Source organism: Sulfitobacter sp. SK012 (assembly GCF_003352085.1).
Classification (GTDB): Bacteria; Pseudomonadota; Alphaproteobacteria; order Rhodobacterales; family Rhodobacteraceae; genus Sulfitobacter.
Genome location: NZ_CP025804.1, coordinates 1,946,474 through 1,962,792, shown reverse-complemented (window position 1 = coordinate 1,962,792; position 16,319 = coordinate 1,946,474). Strand labels below are relative to the sequence as shown.

At 57.7% G+C, this 16,319-nt stretch carries 18 protein-coding genes; 11 read left to right on the top strand and 7 right to left on the bottom strand.

Annotated features, from left to right (window positions below; translation table 11 throughout):
* Window positions 1-19: 19 nt before the first annotated feature.
* Window positions 20-307: a hypothetical protein gene (locus tag C1J03_RS25680; protein WP_114885934.1), complete on the top strand. Its 288-nt coding sequence runs from the start codon at window positions 20-22 to the stop codon at window positions 305-307.
* Here C1J03_RS25680 and C1J03_RS09520 read toward each other — a convergent pair.
* From C1J03_RS09520 to C1J03_RS09505, 4 genes are read right to left on the bottom strand one after another with little or no spacing between them, the layout of a single operon-like run.
* Entirely contained in the window at window positions 245-646 is a 402-nt protein-coding gene (locus C1J03_RS09520; protein ID WP_114885932.1) for a DUF1499 domain-containing protein, read from the bottom strand. The genes C1J03_RS25680 and C1J03_RS09520 overlap by 63 nt on opposite strands.
* Before the next feature lie 40 nt (window positions 647-686).
* Complete coding sequence (gene speB / locus C1J03_RS09515; RefSeq protein WP_114885930.1) at window positions 687-1,634, bottom strand: agmatinase; 948 nt, start codon at window positions 1,632-1,634, stop codon at window positions 687-689.
* Window positions 1,631-2,593: an agmatinase gene (gene speB / locus C1J03_RS09510; RefSeq protein ID WP_114885928.1), complete on the bottom strand. Its 963-nt coding sequence runs from the start codon at window positions 2,591-2,593 to the stop codon at window positions 1,631-1,633. The genes speB (C1J03_RS09515) and speB (C1J03_RS09510) overlap by 4 nt, the downstream gene beginning before the upstream one ends.
* A gap of 1 nt (window position 2,594) precedes the next feature.
* Window positions 2,595-3,761, bottom strand: a complete 1,167-nt coding sequence (locus C1J03_RS09505; protein WP_114885926.1) for a M20 aminoacylase family protein — start codon at window positions 3,759-3,761, stop codon at window positions 2,595-2,597.
* 56 nt (window positions 3,762-3,817) lie between these two features.
* Between C1J03_RS09505 and mazG the strand changes: the two genes are divergently transcribed.
* From mazG to C1J03_RS09485, 4 genes are all read left to right on the top strand, one after another.
* A complete protein-coding gene (gene mazG, locus C1J03_RS09500; RefSeq protein WP_114885923.1) occupies window positions 3,818-4,654 on the top strand; it encodes a nucleoside triphosphate pyrophosphohydrolase in 837 nt (278 codons plus the stop codon).
* 109 nt (window positions 4,655-4,763) lie between these two features.
* On the top strand, window positions 4,764-5,705 hold the full coding sequence (locus C1J03_RS09495; RefSeq protein ID WP_114885921.1) for a nucleoside hydrolase: 942 nt from the start codon (window positions 4,764-4,766) through the stop codon (window positions 5,703-5,705).
* Window positions 5,702-6,154: a GNAT family N-acetyltransferase gene (locus C1J03_RS09490; protein ID WP_114885919.1), complete on the top strand. Its 453-nt coding sequence runs from the start codon at window positions 5,702-5,704 to the stop codon at window positions 6,152-6,154. Before C1J03_RS09495 ends, C1J03_RS09490 begins: the two co-directional genes overlap by 4 nt.
* Window positions 6,151-7,557 carry a protein adenylyltransferase SelO gene (locus C1J03_RS09485; protein ID WP_114885917.1) on the top strand — a complete coding sequence of 469 codons (1,407 nt, stop codon included), beginning with the start codon at window positions 6,151-6,153 and terminating at the stop codon, window positions 7,555-7,557. The genes C1J03_RS09490 and C1J03_RS09485 overlap by 4 nt, the downstream gene beginning before the upstream one ends.
* On the opposite strand, the gene C1J03_RS09480 is transcribed toward C1J03_RS09485, so the two are convergent.
* Window positions 7,554-8,441 carry a DMT family transporter gene (locus C1J03_RS09480; RefSeq protein WP_114885915.1) on the bottom strand — a complete coding sequence of 296 codons (888 nt, stop codon included), beginning with the start codon at window positions 8,439-8,441 and terminating at the stop codon, window positions 7,554-7,556. The two genes, C1J03_RS09485 and C1J03_RS09480, sit on opposite strands and share 4 nt — an antisense overlap.
* A 129-nt stretch (window positions 8,442-8,570) precedes the next feature.
* On the opposite strand from C1J03_RS09480, the gene C1J03_RS09475 reads away from it, so the two are divergent.
* Window positions 8,571-9,434: a DUF533 domain-containing protein gene (locus tag C1J03_RS09475; RefSeq protein ID WP_114885913.1), complete on the top strand. Its 864-nt coding sequence runs from the start codon at window positions 8,571-8,573 to the stop codon at window positions 9,432-9,434.
* A gap of 72 nt (window positions 9,435-9,506) precedes the next feature.
* Here the strand turns inward: C1J03_RS09475 and C1J03_RS09470 are convergent, their stop codons facing one another.
* Window positions 9,507-10,835: a DEAD/DEAH box helicase gene (locus tag C1J03_RS09470; RefSeq protein WP_114885911.1), complete on the bottom strand. Its 1,329-nt coding sequence runs from the start codon at window positions 10,833-10,835 to the stop codon at window positions 9,507-9,509.
* 330 nt (window positions 10,836-11,165) lie between these two features.
* Between C1J03_RS09470 and C1J03_RS09465 the strand changes: the two genes are divergently transcribed.
* Entirely contained in the window at window positions 11,166-11,576 is a 411-nt protein-coding gene (locus tag C1J03_RS09465) for a Fur family transcriptional regulator (RefSeq protein WP_114885909.1), read from the top strand.
* 111 nt (window positions 11,577-11,687) lie between these two features.
* Here C1J03_RS09465 and C1J03_RS09460 read toward each other — a convergent pair whose 3' ends face one another.
* A complete protein-coding gene (locus C1J03_RS09460) occupies window positions 11,688-12,740 on the bottom strand; it encodes an AbrB family transcriptional regulator (protein ID WP_114885907.1) in 1,053 nt (350 codons plus the stop codon).
* A 107-nt stretch (window positions 12,741-12,847) separates the two neighbouring features.
* Here C1J03_RS09460 and C1J03_RS09455 point away from each other — a divergent pair, with 107 nt between their 5' ends.
* From C1J03_RS09455 to C1J03_RS09440, 4 genes are read left to right on the top strand one after another with little or no spacing between them, the layout of a single operon-like run.
* On the top strand, window positions 12,848-13,750 hold the full coding sequence (locus C1J03_RS09455; RefSeq protein ID WP_114885905.1) for a DMT family transporter: 903 nt from the start codon (window positions 12,848-12,850) through the stop codon (window positions 13,748-13,750).
* 39 nt (window positions 13,751-13,789) lie between these two features.
* Window positions 13,790-15,064 (top strand): phosphopyruvate hydratase, encoded by a 1,275-nt coding sequence (eno, locus tag C1J03_RS09450; protein WP_114885903.1) that lies wholly within the window; start codon window positions 13,790-13,792, stop codon window positions 15,062-15,064.
* Window positions 15,061-15,567 (top strand): GNAT family N-acetyltransferase, encoded by a 507-nt coding sequence (locus C1J03_RS09445; RefSeq protein WP_114885901.1) that lies wholly within the window; start codon window positions 15,061-15,063, stop codon window positions 15,565-15,567. The genes eno and C1J03_RS09445 overlap by 4 nt, the downstream gene beginning before the upstream one ends.
* Window positions 15,564-15,980, top strand: coding sequence for a cupin domain-containing protein (locus C1J03_RS09440; RefSeq protein WP_114885899.1), 417 nt, complete (start codon window positions 15,564-15,566; stop codon window positions 15,978-15,980). The genes C1J03_RS09445 and C1J03_RS09440 overlap by 4 nt, the downstream gene beginning before the upstream one ends.
* Window positions 15,981-16,319: the final 339 nt, after the last annotated feature.

The window sequence follows — 16,319 nt, the reverse complement described above, 5'->3', positions numbered from 1 at the left end:
ATGTGGTACGATTTTCAGTATGACACGTTTTGCCCTCATCCTGGCACTGTTACCCCTGCCCGCTTTGGCAGATGTCGTTACCCCTCAGGGTCGAACGATTGATTGTTATTGCACCGACACCAGTGGCGCACGTTTGGAGCTTGGCGAGACAATCTGTTTGTTCGTGGACGGGCGTATGTTCATGGCGCAATGTCAGATGTCGCTGAATGTTCCGATGTGGCGCGAAACGCAGGAAGGGTGCCTTTCATCCAGCCTTAAGCGTGGTGATCAACCCCTCCAGTCGCCCGGCGTTTACCCCAAAATCTAAGCTTCCAAACCGCAAACGGGCATAAAGCTTGATGTAATCGCCATCTTTCTCGATGGTCGTGAAATCAGGAAACCCGATCACTTTGCTGCGTGTGATATACGTCAGACGCCCTTCTCCGACCGACCCGGCAATCAGTTCAGTGCGGGGCAGTTTGAGCATTGCGCGATTGAGTTCTGACAAGGCACCAGGTTTTTCCTTGATGACCCGCGCGGCCCAACCAGAACCGGTGACGTCTTCGGCGTCGCCAATGGGGACATGCCAGCGCGATACATCTGTTGGTGCCAATCGCACATAAGCCAAGAAGCCCACGCTCAGCAGTATAAGTACCGTTAAGATCATCCGCTTCACCCCAGTTTACCTCTGCCAAGCATTTGTCTGCTCAGCGATACGCCACGCCGGGCAGAACACACAACATCTCAAACAGGATATTCGCCCCCGTCAGTGCCGTATTTCCGGACAAGTCATAGGGTGGCGACACTTCAACCAAATCCCCCCCAACGATATTGAGCCCCTTTAGCGCGCGAACCAGCTCCAGCGCCTGCGGCGTTGTCAGCCCGCCAATTTCAGGCGTGCCGGTACCGGGCGCAAAGGCCGGGTCAAGACTGTCGATATCATAGGTGATGTAAACGGGTGCATCGCCAATATCGCGCCTGATTTCGGCCCCAAGTGACGCAAGGCTGCGCCCCCACAACTCATGCGCCGGGAATTGCTGAAACCCCCAACCCGCCGCTTCGGTGAAATCATCCGCGCCATATCCCGTGCCCCGCAAACCAACCTGATAGGTCTTTTTTGGGATCACCAGCTCTTCTTCAAACGCGCGTCGCAAGAAGCTGCCGTGGGTTTCACGTTCGCCAAACATGTGGTCATTCACATCCGCATGGGCGTCCACATGAACCAACGCCATAGGCCCGTGCCGTTTGGCCATCGCGCGCAAGATCGGCAGGGTCATCGAATGATCACCGCCAATCGCCAATGGCATGGCATCATAGTTTAAGATCGCGCCGTAACTCTCTGAAATTATACGAAGGCTCTCACTCAAGGAGAACGTGTTGATCGCTAAATCACCGATATCAGCGACTTGCAAACTGTCAAAAGGCGCGGCCCCCGTCGCCAAATTATAGGGCCGCAGCATGGCAGATTGGCTGCGCACTTCTTTGGGGCCAAAACGCGTGCCCGACCGCCAAGATGTCCCAATGTCCATCGGGATACCCAGCACCGCAACATCCAACCCTTTTAGGTCGTTGGCCGCAGGCAGCCGCATAAACGTCCCCGGCCCCGAAAATCGCGCCAAATCATTGCCGCTGATGGGTTGGTTCTTGGTGTTCATCCGCGCATCCTTGCCCCCAGCAAACACAGGATTTCTGTTGCCACATGGGCCCCTGCAATCGCTGTTGCCCCGGTCGTGTCAAAGGGCGGAGATACCTCAACCACATCGCCGCCTTGAATATTGATACCCGACAGCCCCCGCAGCATCGCGGCACATTGCGCGCTGGTCAGCCCACCCCATACCGGCGTGCCCGTGCCCGGCGCATAGGCCGGATCCAGCGCATCAATATCAAACGTCAGGTAACAAGGCCGGTCGCCCAATATGGATTTGATCTTGGCAACCGTAGCCTCAGGCCCGGCCCGGTGAACTTCGGCCGCATCAATGGTGGTCACCCCCAGCGTATCCGGGTTCGTCGTCCGGATGCCCACTTGCACAGACGTTGCCGGGTCCACGATCCCTAATTTCACTGCCTTGTAGAACATCGTACCATGATCGATCCGGTCCATATTGTCATCGGGCCAAGTGTCGGAATGGGCATCAAACTGCAACAGGCTGATCGGGCCATATTTCTCGGCATAGGCCTTCAAGATCGGAAAGGTGATATAGTGATCGCCGCCCAGCACCAGTGATGCGGCCCCAGCCTCCAGTATCGTCTTGATATGCGCTGTCAGCAGCGCTGGAAAGGCCGGCACATTTGCATGGTCAAACGCCATGTCGCCAATATCCGCGATGGCAAATTCGCTCATCACATCAAAGTCCCAGCCATAAGGCGCATCAGGCGCTTGCAATGCGCTGGCCTCACGGATGGCGCGCGGACCAAGGCGCGTACCGGGTCGATTAGTCACCGCCTGATCAAAGCAGACGCCAGTCACAGCAATATCCACACCTGTGAGGTCTTTGGTATAGCGCCGCCGCATGAACGAGGTCGCCCCCGCGAATGTAAGCTCAAAACTAGGGCCCTTGAGGTCTTCACGCGTGAAGGCCAGATCGATTTGCGTCGCCGCGTCCTCCAGTGCCATATCAGGAGGCCGCCGGTTGCATTTGCTCGACGAGCTGCACAAAGAACGAGGCACCAACGGGCGCAATCTCGTCGTTAAAATTAAACTTTGGATGGTGCAGGCCGGCCCCCGGTCCCGCCCCGAGGAACAGATATGCTCCCGGACGTTCCTCCAGCATATAGGCGAAATCCTCCGACCCCGCGACTTTGGGGAAATTCTCGTCGACCTTATCCGCGCCCACAACACTGCGCGCCACACCTGCGGCATATGCGGTCTGCTCGGGCGTGTTGACGGTGCTGGGATAACCCTCTTCATAATCCATCGTGGCGGTCACGCCGTAACTCGCCGCCTGCCCTTGCACGATCTCCTCCAGGCGCTTGCGGATCAACGCACGCGTCTCCACATCAAAGGTGCGCACCGTGGCGTTGATCATTGCTGTGTCGGGGATGATATTACTGGCGCTGCCCGTGTGGATCTGCGTGACCGAGATCACCTTCTCGGCACCCGACTTGGTGTTCCGGCTTACGATGGTCTGGATCGCCTGAACCACGCCGCAAGCCGCCACGACCGGATCAGCCGCCTCATGGGGCATGGCACCGTGGCCGCCGCGCCCGTTGATATAGATCGTGACCGTATCCACCGCCGCCATGATCGGCCCCGCCGTGGTAAAAAACATACCCTCCTCGGCACCGGGCAAATTGTGGATGCCGTAAGCCTCGGCAATGTCGAACCGGTCCATCATCCCTTCGGCACACATAACTTGCGCGCCGCCGCCGTCTTCCTCGGCTGGTTGGAAAATCAGCGCCACACGGCCTGCAAAATTCCGCGTCTCGACCATATATTTGGCAGCCCCCAGCAGCATCGCCGTATGCCCGTCATGCCCGCAGGCATGCATCTTGCCCGCATGAGTAGAGGCATACTCGACCCCCGTCTCTTCCTCGATCGGCAGCGCATCAAAATCCGCGCGCAAGCCTACGGTGCGCCCCGCGCCAGTGCCATTGATGATCGCCACAATACCCGTCTGCGCGATCCCTTCGTGGATCTCATCCACACCCATCTCGACAAGCCGTTCCTTGATAAAGGCCGCCGTTTTCGGGCAGTCAAACCCCAATTCGGGGATCGTATGCAAATGCCGCCGCCATGCGGTCATATCGGTGGCAAAATCGGCGATCCGGTTGATCACAGGCATGGGTGGACTCCTCTGGGCTGTTGTCCTTATCTGACACCAGTCTAGGGAGAGCCGCAATGCCAGACGAGTTGATAAATGACCAAAACGCCGGCATCGAGCGGCTGTTAGAGATCATGCGCCGCCTGCGCGACCCCGACACTGGCTGTCCGTGGGATATCGAGCAGGACTTCGCCTCCATCGCGCCCTACACCATCGAAGAGGCATACGAAGTCGCAGATGCCATCGAACGCGCCGATTGGCCTGAGCTTGAAGGCGAATTGGGCGATCTGTTGCTGCAGTCTGTTTACCATACCGCCATGGCCGAAGAGAAAGGACTGTTTTCCTTTCAATCCGTGGTGCGCAACATCTCAGACAAAATGGTCGCGCGGCATCCGCATGTTTTTGGCGACGAAAGCCGGGATAAAAGCGCGGATCAACAAACGGCCGATTGGGAAGCGATCAAGGCCAAGGAACGCGCAGGCAAAGCCCAAGGTGGCGCGCTTGACGGTGTGGCGATTGGGCTGCCGGCGCTTTTGCGCGCCCACAAATTGCAAAAACGCGCGGCCCGCGTTGGATTTGACTGGCCTGATGCCTCTCATGTGATTGATAAAATTAAGGAAGAAGCCGCCGAACTGGTCGAAGCACGTGATGAACTTTCACAAGCCGAGGTCGAAGAGGAATTTGGCGATTTGATGTTTGTCATGGCCAATCTGGGCCGTCACCTGGGCCTGGAACCCGAAGCCGCTTTGCGCGCAGCCAACGCCAAATTCACCCGCCGCTTTGAAGGGGTTGAAGCCAAGCTACGCGATTTAGGCAAAACCCCAAATGACAGCGATTTGGCCGAAATGGACGCGCTCTGGGACGCCGTTAAGGCAGATGAGCGCGCATCCAAAAATACCACCCATGAAAAATGATGCTCAGCATATTTGTGCCAGCCCGCCGACATAACACCGCCGCCCACGCCGCGGACCTCTTCTAATCAACCTTCGCATCCCCTATCTCTGAACGGGAAAAGGACAGCATATGAAACCTCGTAAGATCATCATCGACACAGACCCCGGACAGGATGACGCCGTTGCCATTCTGCTGGCGCTAGCCAGCCCCGAAGACGTTGAAGTGCTGGCGCTAACTTGCGTCGCAGGCAATGTGCCTCTTGATCTGACGTCAAAAAATGCCCGCATTATCTGTGAGTTGGCGGGCAAACCTAATGTGCCCGTCTATGCCGGATGCGACCGGCCATTGGGCCGCGATCTGGTCACCGCAGAGCATGTGCATGGCAAATCCGGTCTCGACGGTCCAGATTTGCCTGACCCCACGATGCCGCTGGCCGAGGGCCACGCCGTTGATTTCATCATCGACACTCTGCGCGACAATGCGCCGGGCACGATTACCTTGTGTCCGCTTGGCCCACTTACCAACATCGCAACGGCCCTGCAAAAAGCCCCCGACATCGCGAAACGCGTCGCCAAGATCGTGCTCATGGGCGGCGGCTACTTCCAAGGCGGCAACATCACCCCCGCCGCTGAATTCAACATCTACGTCGATCCGCAAGCCGCTGATATTGTGTTTAAATCAGGAATTCCGATTGTGGTGATGCCGCTTGATGTCACCCATAAAGCGTTGGTGACCAAATCTCGCAATGATGCTTTCCGTGCGATCGGCACACCTGCTGGCATCGCAGTTGCGCAAATGACCGACTTCTTTGAGCGTTTCGACAAGGAAAAATACGGCTCGGATGGTGCACCGCTGCATGACCCTTGCGTGACCGCCTATCTGATCAATCCCGATCTCTTCAAAGGCCGCCACGTGAATGTGGAAATTGAAACCCAATCCGAGCTGACCATGGGTATGACCGTCGCGGATTGGTGGGGCGTCACAGACCGCGCACCCAACGCGACATTTATGGGTGAAATCGACGCTGACGGGTTCTTTTCCTTGTTGGTGGAACGGATTGGCCGCCTGTGAGCGCAGTCCTCACCCTCGCGGGGCCGGACCATTTGGACCGCCTGCTAACCCTTGTCAGCGCATTTCACCATGAGGCCAATATTACCCTGACCGACAAGGCCCGCCGTGACGGCGTGGCCCCGTTACTGGACGGCATCCCACATGGCTGCGCGTACCTGATTGGACCGCCGCGCGCGCCAATCGGTTATGTGGTCATTACTTTTGGATGGTCCGTGGAATTTGGCGGTCTCGATGCCATTATCGATGAACTCTACATCCGGCCTGGTGTGCGCGGACGCGGCATCGCCTCTGAGGCGTTGACGGCTTTACCGCGTGCGCTAAAGGAAGGTGGACTCCGCGCGATCCACCTTGAGGTCGACAGCAACAATGCAGCCGCACTCAAGCTTTATAAACGCGCCGGTTTCGCGCCGCGCGAAGGATATATGTTCATGTCAAAGCGCCTCGTATGATTAATTTCGACAACAGCTATGCCGCCTTACCTTCAGGGTTTTATACTCGGCTTGACCCGACGCCAGTCAAAGCCCCCGTTCTATTGGCCTTCAACAATGGCCTCGCAAAGGTGTTGGGGATCAATCCCTCTGAGTTAGGCGACCTAGCTTCTGTGTTTGGGGGTAACAAAATACCCCAAGGAGCCACACCCTTGGCGCAGCTATATGCCGGGCATCAATTCGGCTCCTACAATCAACAGCTGGGAGACGGTCGCGCGATACTTCTGGGAGAAACCATTGATACCAACGGATTGCGCCGCGACATTCAGCTAAAAGGATCCGGTCGAACGCCTTATTCACGTGGCGGCGATGGCCGTGCTTGGCTGGGTCCAGTGCTGCGCGAATATGTAGTGTCTGAGGCCATGCATGCGCTTGGCATCCCGACAACCCGCGCATTGGCCGCAGTTGCCACAGGCGAGGATATTTTACGCGAACAAGGCATGCTCCCCGGTGCCATTCTGACCCGTGTTGCGTCCAGCCATCTGCGCGTCGGCACCTTTCAGATCTTTGCCCACCGTGGCGAGATAGAAGCCTTACAAACCCTCACTGACTACGCTTCGCAGCGCCACTACCCGCTGGCGAAAACCCCAATGGACCTGCTGCGCGAAGTTTGCAGCGCGCAAGCTGAACTGATTGCGGCTTGGATGTCCGTCGGTTTCATCCACGGTGTGATGAACACCGACAATTGCAGCATTTCCGGCGAGACCATCGACTACGGTCCCTGCGCTTTCATGGATGATTTCAACATGGGGCGCGTGTTTTCATCAATCGACCAACAAGGCCGCTATGCCTTTGGCAATCAACCTAATATTGCAGTCTGGAACATGGCCCAATTTGCTACTTCGCTCCTCCAGCTCTTTGAAGACAAGGACGCAGCCGTCGAAGAAGCCACCGCAATCATCCACGCCATGCCAGCCCTGATTGAGGCCGCTTGGCTCAAGCGCTTTGCAGCCAAAATCGGCATCTCTGAACCAACAAAAGACGACGAAGCGTTGATCCAAAGCCTGCTGGACTTGATGCAGAAAGATGGCGCTGATTTCACCAACACCTTCCGCAATCTTGGCACTCCAGACGCGCCAGATCAATTTACCGATCGTGATGCCTTTGACAGCTGGGCCGTGGCACATGCCGCCCGCATTGCGGATGTGCCTGACGCGCGTGCGACGATGGACGCCGCAAACCCTGCAATTATCCCGCGCAATCATCGAATTGAGCAAATGATCGACGCTGCCGTCGCGGGCGACATGGCCCCGTTTGAGCGGTTGATGACAGCGTTGAAAACGCCATTTACCCTGACCGATCCCGACCTGGCAAAACAACCGCGCCCCTCCGAAATCGTCCCTGCGACGTTCTGCGGAACCTAAGCCGTTGGTCTGCGGTTAATCAGGTAAATACCCACGGCCACCAGCACCAATGCGGCCCAAACGGACGGCGCGACATCTTCAGACAACAACAACCAGCCCAAAATCACCGAGAAAACCGGCGACAGGAAACTGAACGAGGCGACGGAAGACGCGGGATAGATTTTGATCAACCAAAACCACACTAGAAACCCAAAGCTGCCAACGGCGATAATCTGAAACAGCAGCCCTGCCAAAAATATGGGCTGCAAATCGCGGATCAGTGGCCCAAATAACGGCGCGATCAGCAGCAAGATTGGCCCGGAAATCGCCACCTGCGCCATCAGTTGCGGCGCGGCTTCCACCTCTGAAAGCGGGGTGATCCGTACACAAAGAACGATGCCAGCCCAGCAGAGCGCCGCCGCCAACGCCAGCAGATCGCCTGTCCAACTGACCGACGCGCCACCCGAACGGTCCAGCAGCGCCACCGCGACCCCTGCCATCGCCAGCACCAAGCCCACAATGCGCAGCCCTGACAATCGCTCGCCAGGCAACAGCACATGTGCCGCCAACGCCAGCCAAACCGGCATTGAATAAAGGATCACCGAAACCCGGCCGACATCTCCCTTATCAAGCGCGACAAATAGGCACGCAAATTCCAACGTAAACAGCAGACCTGATGCGATCGCCCCTGCCCATGCTGCCCGCGGGATCCGCATCGGCACGCCGCGAAAATACATCCAAAGCAGCAGCACAAAACCAGCACCTGCAGACCGGATCCCGGCCGAAAACACCGGATTGAACCCACCCGTCGTGACTTTGACAACGACCTGATTGAACGCCATATGCAGCGCAAATGCGATCAGGCAAGCCGCTCCAAAAATATCCATCTGTGATTTACGTTCCATAGGGCGAACAGGCGCGCGAGAGTGCCCACTGTCAATGCTCTGAGGTGGGATCAGTAACTTTCCCCCTGCGTTTTTTCGAAAAACCTGCCATGCTGGTCTTCGGATATTAAACAACTGGGGAATTCAAATATGAGCTTGATGAATACATTGGCCAAAGTGGCAATTGGTGTGGCTGTGGCCAAAGGGGCCAAGGCAATGATGAACAAAGGCGGCAGTGCGGGCACGTCGAGCGCAGGCCAAGGCGGCGGATTGGGCGGCCTATTGGGTAGTCTAGCCGGTGCCGCAGGTGGCAGCGCAGGTGCTTCGCGCAGCAGCACGGGTGGTGGCGGCGGTCTTGAAGACATGCTGGGCGGCCTTTTGGGCGGCGGCGGCGGTGCCGGCAGTGCGGGTATGCCCGGCGGTCTGGGCGGCTTGCTTGAACAACTTGGTGGCGGTGGCGCTGCTGGTGGCGGCGGCGGCCTTGGTGGGTTGCTTGGCGGCCTTGCAGGCGCTGCTGGCGCAGGCGGTCTAGGTGGCCTTTTGTCCGGCACGGATGAGACAATGCGCCGTGCACCAGAAACCAACGATCAGTCGTTTGGGTCGGTTTTGAACTCGCAGTTCGACCAGACACCAGAGCCTGCGATTGAGCCGTCACGCGAGCAAGAAGCCACTGCAGGCCTGATGCTGGCCGCGATGATCCAAGCTGCCAAATCGGACGGTACATTCGATGACGGGGAGCGCGACAAGCTGTTGAGCAAACTGGGTGACGTCGACGCGCAGGAAGCCGCGTTTGTCAAACAGCAGATGGCCGCTCCGATGGACATCGACGCGTTGGTTAATCAGACGCCAAACGGCATGGGTCCGCAAATCTATATGATGTCGGTGCTCGCGATTGATCTCGATTCGCAGGACGAGGCGCAATACTTGCACAAACTCGCTCAAGGCTACGGAATGAAGCCTAAGAGTGTGAATGACATCCACGCGCAGCTTGGCGTGCCGTCGCTCTACACCTAAGCGGTTCGAAAAAATGATAAAAAAAGGCGCGCCTGTCGTAAGGCGCGCCTTTTTCATGTCGAGTTATTGGGATTAGGCCGCTTGTTGGCCAGCACTACCACCGCCGCCTGGCTTGCGCCTGCGACGACCGCCACCGGGCTTGCCTGCGCCGCCACCGGGGGCACCGCCACCGCCACCACCCGCGTTGGGACGACCACCGCCACCGCCGCCACCGGGGCGACCGCCGCGGCCACGACCACGGCCCTTGGGCTTGTCAGGTGCATCAATCGCTTCCCATGGACGGCCAGAGGCCACTGGAATAGCGATCTTCATGACCTTCTGAATATCTTTCAGCTCGCCCATTTCATCCGGTGCGCAGAACGCAATCGCGGCACCATCTTTGCCCGCACGCGCGGTCCGGCCAATACGGTGAACATAGTTGTCAGGAACATTCGGCAGCTCGTAGTTATAGACCTGTTTTACGTCTGGAATATCGAGGCCGCGTGCTGCCACATCCGTCGCCACCAGCACAGTCACTTCGCCAGATTTGAACGCTGCAATTGCGCGGTCCCGCTGGCCTTGTGACTTGTTGCCGTGAATAGATGCCGCGTCGAACCCAGCTTTCACCAGATCCTTCATCAGCTTTTCACAGCCATGTTTCGTGCGACCAAAGACCAGTGCACGTTCGCCTTTGTGCTTGGTCAACAGCTCCATCAACAATGCCTTCTTTTCGGCCTTGGCGATAAAGTGCACCTCTTGGGTAACTTTATCCGCCGCCTTGCCCGGAGGCGAGACTTCGATGCGGATCGGGCTTTCAAGATAGCTCGACGCGATCTCGTTCATCAGCTTGGGCATGGTCGCTGAAAACAACATTGTCTGACGGTTTTTTGGGATTACAGACGCGATTTTGCGCAGGTCATGGATGAAACCCATGTCGAGCATTTGATCGGCCTCATCCAGCACCAGAAACGTTGCCGCATCCAGTCGGACCGCACGACGGTCCATCAAATCCAGCAAACGACCGGGCGTAGCAACCAAAAGGTCCACACCGCCATGCAGCCGCTTGATTTGCGCTCCGATGGACTGACCGCCCACCACCATCGCAACTTTGATCGGTGTGCCAGCGGCTAGATCGCGCAAGTTTACGCTGATCTGCGTGGCCAGTTCCCGGGTTGGTGCCAGCACCAGACCGTGCACGGACTTCGGCATCGGCCGCTTGCCCTGCTCAATCATCTGCGCAACCAGCGGAATGCCAAAGGCTGCGGTTTTGCCGGTGCCGGTTTGGGCAAGGCCCATGACATCACGGCCGTTCATCCCATGTGGGATGGCTTGGGCTTGGATCGGGGTCGGATCGACCAACCCCATCGCGCCAAGGCTTTTCATAAGGCTTTTAGGAAGCCCCATCATCGAGAAATCACTCATCTTCAAACTCACTTTGTCCCTGCGCGGCTATGGCCAGCGCAGGCTATCGAGGTCACACAGAACGCGGATCGCAGAAGGCCAGCCAAGTGCCGCGCCTCTGTCCGGCTGCGTTTGGCCCCACGCGTGATATCGGGAACATTTAGCGGCCTTGCACGGCAGGTCACCCATGTGGGGTGCTGCAACTGCTCACGCGGCAGAAGGCATCGCTTAATCAGGCAAATGGGGGGTTTAAGGTGATATGTCAATGCTCTTGCCCCAATTGATGGTGGCGCCGTTCCGCGATCCCCGCTAAAAAGCGGGTCCAAACGGCACCGGCGGAGGCTGACGCACATGAACAAGACCATCATCACCCGCTGCGAAGACAAAGGCCTGCGCATGACCGGCCAGCGTCGTGTGATCGCGCAAGTGCTTGAAGACAGTGATGATCACCCCGATGTCGAGCAGCTATACGCCCGCGCCGTGGCCCAAGATGCGGGCATTTCGATCGCGACGGTCTACCGCACGGTTAAACTGTTTGATGAGGCCGGCATCCTGGACAAACTCGAATTCGGCGATGGCCGGGCGCGCTACGAAGATGCCGAACGCGACCACCACGACCACCTGATCGATATGAATTCAGGCGAAGTGATCGAATTTGTGGATCCCGACATCGAAGCGTTGCAAGAACGCATCGCAGCCAAGCTGGGCTATGAGTTACGCGGTCACCGGCTTGAGCTTTATGGCGTCCCAAAGCGCAAGTGACCCCTCTGCACTCGACTGTTTGCGCCTAGGTTGGGCTGACCTGGATTTGCACAAAATCTAACTGCGACGACATTGCCCAATAGTAATAAAACCCGCTGGCGGCGCGTCAGGTCAACGCTGTAATAGCGCCATACTGCGCGCCAACATCACCGGCAGCAAAACGCTCAAAACCAGCAACCGTGTCATATGGCACGCTGCAACGAACCCCGGCACAACACCCAACACAACGCCCATGGCGATCATCGTCTCAAGGCCTCCGGGGGCAAACGCGACCAACAGATGCGCAACTGGCATCCCCAAAGCCGCCGCGACTGGAACTGCTGCCAATGTCGACAATCCCACAGCGACGCCAGTGATGGCCAGCCCTGCCCCTGCGCTGCTTGCCAGCAATGCTAATGTCACGCCAGAAAACCGCGTTCCGATCAATGCGCCCAATACCAGATAGGCAGGCAAAATGAGCACCGTGGGCATCACCCCCGGTGTCAGACCACTTATGTGGCCCGCTCCCGATACAACCATTGCTCCGATCAAAAGCGGTGCTGGAACTGAAAGCCTTGCAAAAAGCTGTCCCACTAGTACCGCCAAAACAATCAACACCAGCACGGAGCCCCAGATCATCGGCGCGCCTTGGGGTATGACCGTACCGCCTACATCAACCCCCATTGCCATGGCAGCAAATGGCACCACCAGCGTCAGCGACAACAGCCGTACCGATTGCGTGACCGAAATTCGCGCAACATCCGCACCAGAATCGGTGGCCATCGCAATCACAAAACTCAGATGCCCCGGCGCGGACGCCATTAACGCTGACGGCGCATCAAATCCGAATCCGCGGACCAACATCTTTTGGCTAAGCACCATCGTGATCCAGATCATAACCGCGATCACCACAAAAGCCAGCGGCCAACGGATCATCGTGCCTAGCGCGTCACTGTCAAATCCAGCCCCAACGGCAAGCCCAAGCAGCACAAAACACGCATCGCGCAGCTGCGGCGGCACAACCATTCGCATCCCCGCAACCCCAAGCAGGCTTACGGCGACCGCAGGCCCCAGCAACACATACACCGGCGCATTCAACGCCCAACCAACCACAGCGCCCACAATACCAGCCCCAAGCGTCAGCGCCGCATCACGCGGTGATCTTGATATCTGCGGCCATCTCATGGGGGTCGACCTACCACTCCAAGGCCGTGCTCACCAGTCCGCAACACCTTGAACCTGCCAGAGTAAAGGCGCATCACGCTCAAAATCCGACCCCAGAAAGGCACCCAATGGATAACCTGCGTGGCGCAGCTTTGATGGTCATGGCCATGTTTGGCTTTGCGATCGAGGACATGCTGATCAAGTTCATGGCCGGGGCCCTGCCCGTCGGCCAAATCCTTGCAATGCTCGGCGTCGGCGGCGCATTGGTTTTTGGCACAATCGTTCGGTTTCAGGGCCAACGACTGGCTGAACCTGCCATGCTTGCCCCGCCAATTTTGATCCGGGCCGCAGGCGAGATTTTTGGCACCGTATGTTTTGTCACTGCAATTGTGGTGACACCCTTGTCATCTGCGTCCGCTATTTTGCAGGCCACACCGCTGGTCGTGACGCTGGGTGCAGCCCTATTCCTGTCTGAGCCCGTTGGCTGGCGACGCTGGTCTGCGATCTTTGTCGGATTTTTTGGCGTGTTGCTCATTGTGCGCCCCGGTATGGAAGGCTTTTCCCCGCTTTCGCTGTTTGCGGTCGGCGGCGTTTTAGGCTTGGCAATCCGCGATATCGCGACGCGCAAAGCCTCCGTTCAGGTGACAACCATGCAACTCAGCTATCTTGGTTTTCTTGCAGTCATCCCTGCCGGCGTCTTTCTGATGATCTTTTCGGGCACGCCACCTGTCGCGTTGTCGCCGCGAATTGCGCTTATTTTTGCGGCCACAATCAGCATTGGGGTATTCGCCTACTACGCCATTGTTGCCGCGATGCGCGTCGGCGAAGTCAGTTTCGTCACGCCATTCCGCTACACACGTATGATCTTTGCCCTGATCATCGGCATCACCGTCTTTAGCGAATCCCCTGACATGCCAACCCTTATTGGGGCCGCGATTATCGTGGCATCTGGCATCTATACGGTCTTTCGCGAACGCAAAAACCGCGCTCCATCCGCCGCGAGCCTTTCCAAGCCGGGTGTGCCGCGCTAAGACACGCTCAACCATATTCAGCCGAAAAAGGACTTTGCCATGAGCACCATTATCGACATCCACGCGCGTGAAATTCTCGATAGCCGGGGCAACCCGACGGTTGAAGTCGACGTGATCCTTGAGGACGGCACAATGGGCCGTGCTGCTGTGCCCTCTGGTGCGTCAACCGGGGCCCATGAGGCAGTCGAACGCCGCGATGGCGATAAATCCCGCTACATGGGCAAAGGCGTGCGCGAAGCTTGCGCTGCCGTGAACGGTGAAATCGCAGAAGCGCTTTTGGGCATGGACGCCACCGATCAGGTTGAGCTGGACGAAGGCATGATCGAGCTCGACGGCACGCCCAACAAGGAACGCTTGGGTGCCAATGCCATCCTTGGCGTATCGTTGGCTGCGGCCAAAGCAGCTGCAGATTACTGCACCCAACCGCTGTATCGTTACGTAGGTGGCACGTCGGCCCGCGTTTTACCGGTGCCAATGATGAACATCATCAACGGTGGCGAGCATGCCGATAACCCCATCGACATCCAAGAATTCATGATCATGCCCGTTGCCGCGCAGAACATTCGCGAAGCTGTCCGCATGGGCTCTGAGGTATTTCACACGCTGAAAAAAGAGTTGACCGCCGCGGGCCTGTCCACTGGTATCGGCGACGAGGGCGGCTTTGCTCCCAACATCAACTCCACGCGTGACGCACTTGATTTCGTTCTGCAATCTATCGAAAAGGCGGGTTACAAACCGGGCGAAGAAATCTACCTCGCATTGGATTGTGCCGCGACGGAATACTTCCACGACGGCAAATATGTCTTTGCTGGAGAAGGAAAATCCCTCACGAGCGAAGAGAATGTCGACTACCTTGCAGCGCTGGTAAATGATTACCCCATCATCTCAATCGAAGACGGCATGGCCGAAGATGACTGGGATGGCTGGAAGGCCCTGACAGATAAACTTGGATCAAAGATCCAGCTTGTCGGCGATGATCTCTTTGTCACCAACCCAACCCGTCTGGCCGAAGGCATCAAGCGCGGCTCGGCCAATTCAATGCTCGTGAAGGTCAATCAAATCGGCACCCTGACAGAAACGCTGCAGGCCGTGGATATGGCACACCGCGCTGGGTTTACCAACGTGATGTCCCACCGATCCGGCGAAACAGAGGACGCAACCATCGCGGACCTCGCCGTTGCCACAAACTGCGGTCAAATCAAAACAGGCTCGCTTGCACGGTCTGACCGGCTTGCTAAATACAACCAGCTTATCCGCATCGAAGAAGCGTTGGGCGAAACGGCCAAATACGCCGGCCGTTCGATCCTCAAATGATCAGCTTGCGCGCGGCGGAAACTGACAGCGACCTCGCCGCCGTGCGCACCCTGTGTTGGGCCTACCGCGACCAACTGGCCGCCCTATCCGCGATTGAATGGGATCTGATGGAGACCTTCTATCCGGCACCCAAATACCGCGTGTTGATGGACGCTCTGGCAACAGAACACGCGCGCCCGAGCGGCATCATCTTGCTGGCCAGTGACGGCGATACTCCGGTCGGTTGTGCGATGTCGCATGCGCTCGATGGAGACACCTGCGAGATGAAGCGCGTTTTTGTCACCCCCGCGGCACGCGGCAAAGGCGTCGCGCGCCAGCTTTGCACCGCTGTGATGGCGCAGGCCCGCACCGACGGGTTCACCCGCGTTCTCCTGGATACCTCCGCCAATCTGACAGCCGCCCGCGCGCTCTATACGCAGCTTGGTTTCGCCGAACGGGGCCCCTACCAACCTGTTCCTGATTTTGCCTTACCGCATCTGGTGTTCTTTGAGGCACGCTTGTGACCGCCGATCAAATCATCGCGCATCTAAACCTCGCGCCGCATCCAGAGGGCGGCCATTACCGCCAAACTTGGGTCGCAGAAAATGACGGACGCCCCACCGGCACCTGCATCTACTTTCTGCTGCAGGCGGGCGAGCACAGCCATTGGCACCGCGTCGACGCCACCGAAATCTGGCTCTACCATTCTGGTGCGCCGCTGATCCTGTCGCTCAGCGCATCTGACGCAGGCCCCGCCAAAGACCATCTGCTGACACCTGACCTGAGCAACGGCGCACCACAAATCATCGTGCCGGAAAACCACTGGCAATCTGCGCGCAGCACCGGCGATTTCACCCTCGTCAGCTGTACCGTTTCACCGGGGTTTTCCTTTGAGGGTTTCACCCTCGCGCCCCCCGGTTGGGGCATCCCCAGATAAGTTAAAACGACCCCACATTAACCTTCTTTTTATGGAATCCTTCTATCCACGGCTCAGCTCTTGAGCGCCGGGTAAAATGAGGGGTAGAAACATGACGAAATTGACGGCGCACGGGATCGTAAAGCTGAGGGTGGACGGTATTCGGACCGCGGATCGCTCTATCTCAACGTGATTGGCGGCGGCCGCATTTGGGTCAACAGCTTCCCGCCAAACAAGAGACGACGCGGGTCGCCATACGTTCACAACGTACCCCATGACCTTTCGCGCACATTCCTAGTAAGACTTCAAACTACCTAAGCGACAAGCAAGGGCTTTGAGAAACACTTTGGCTTCAGTGCC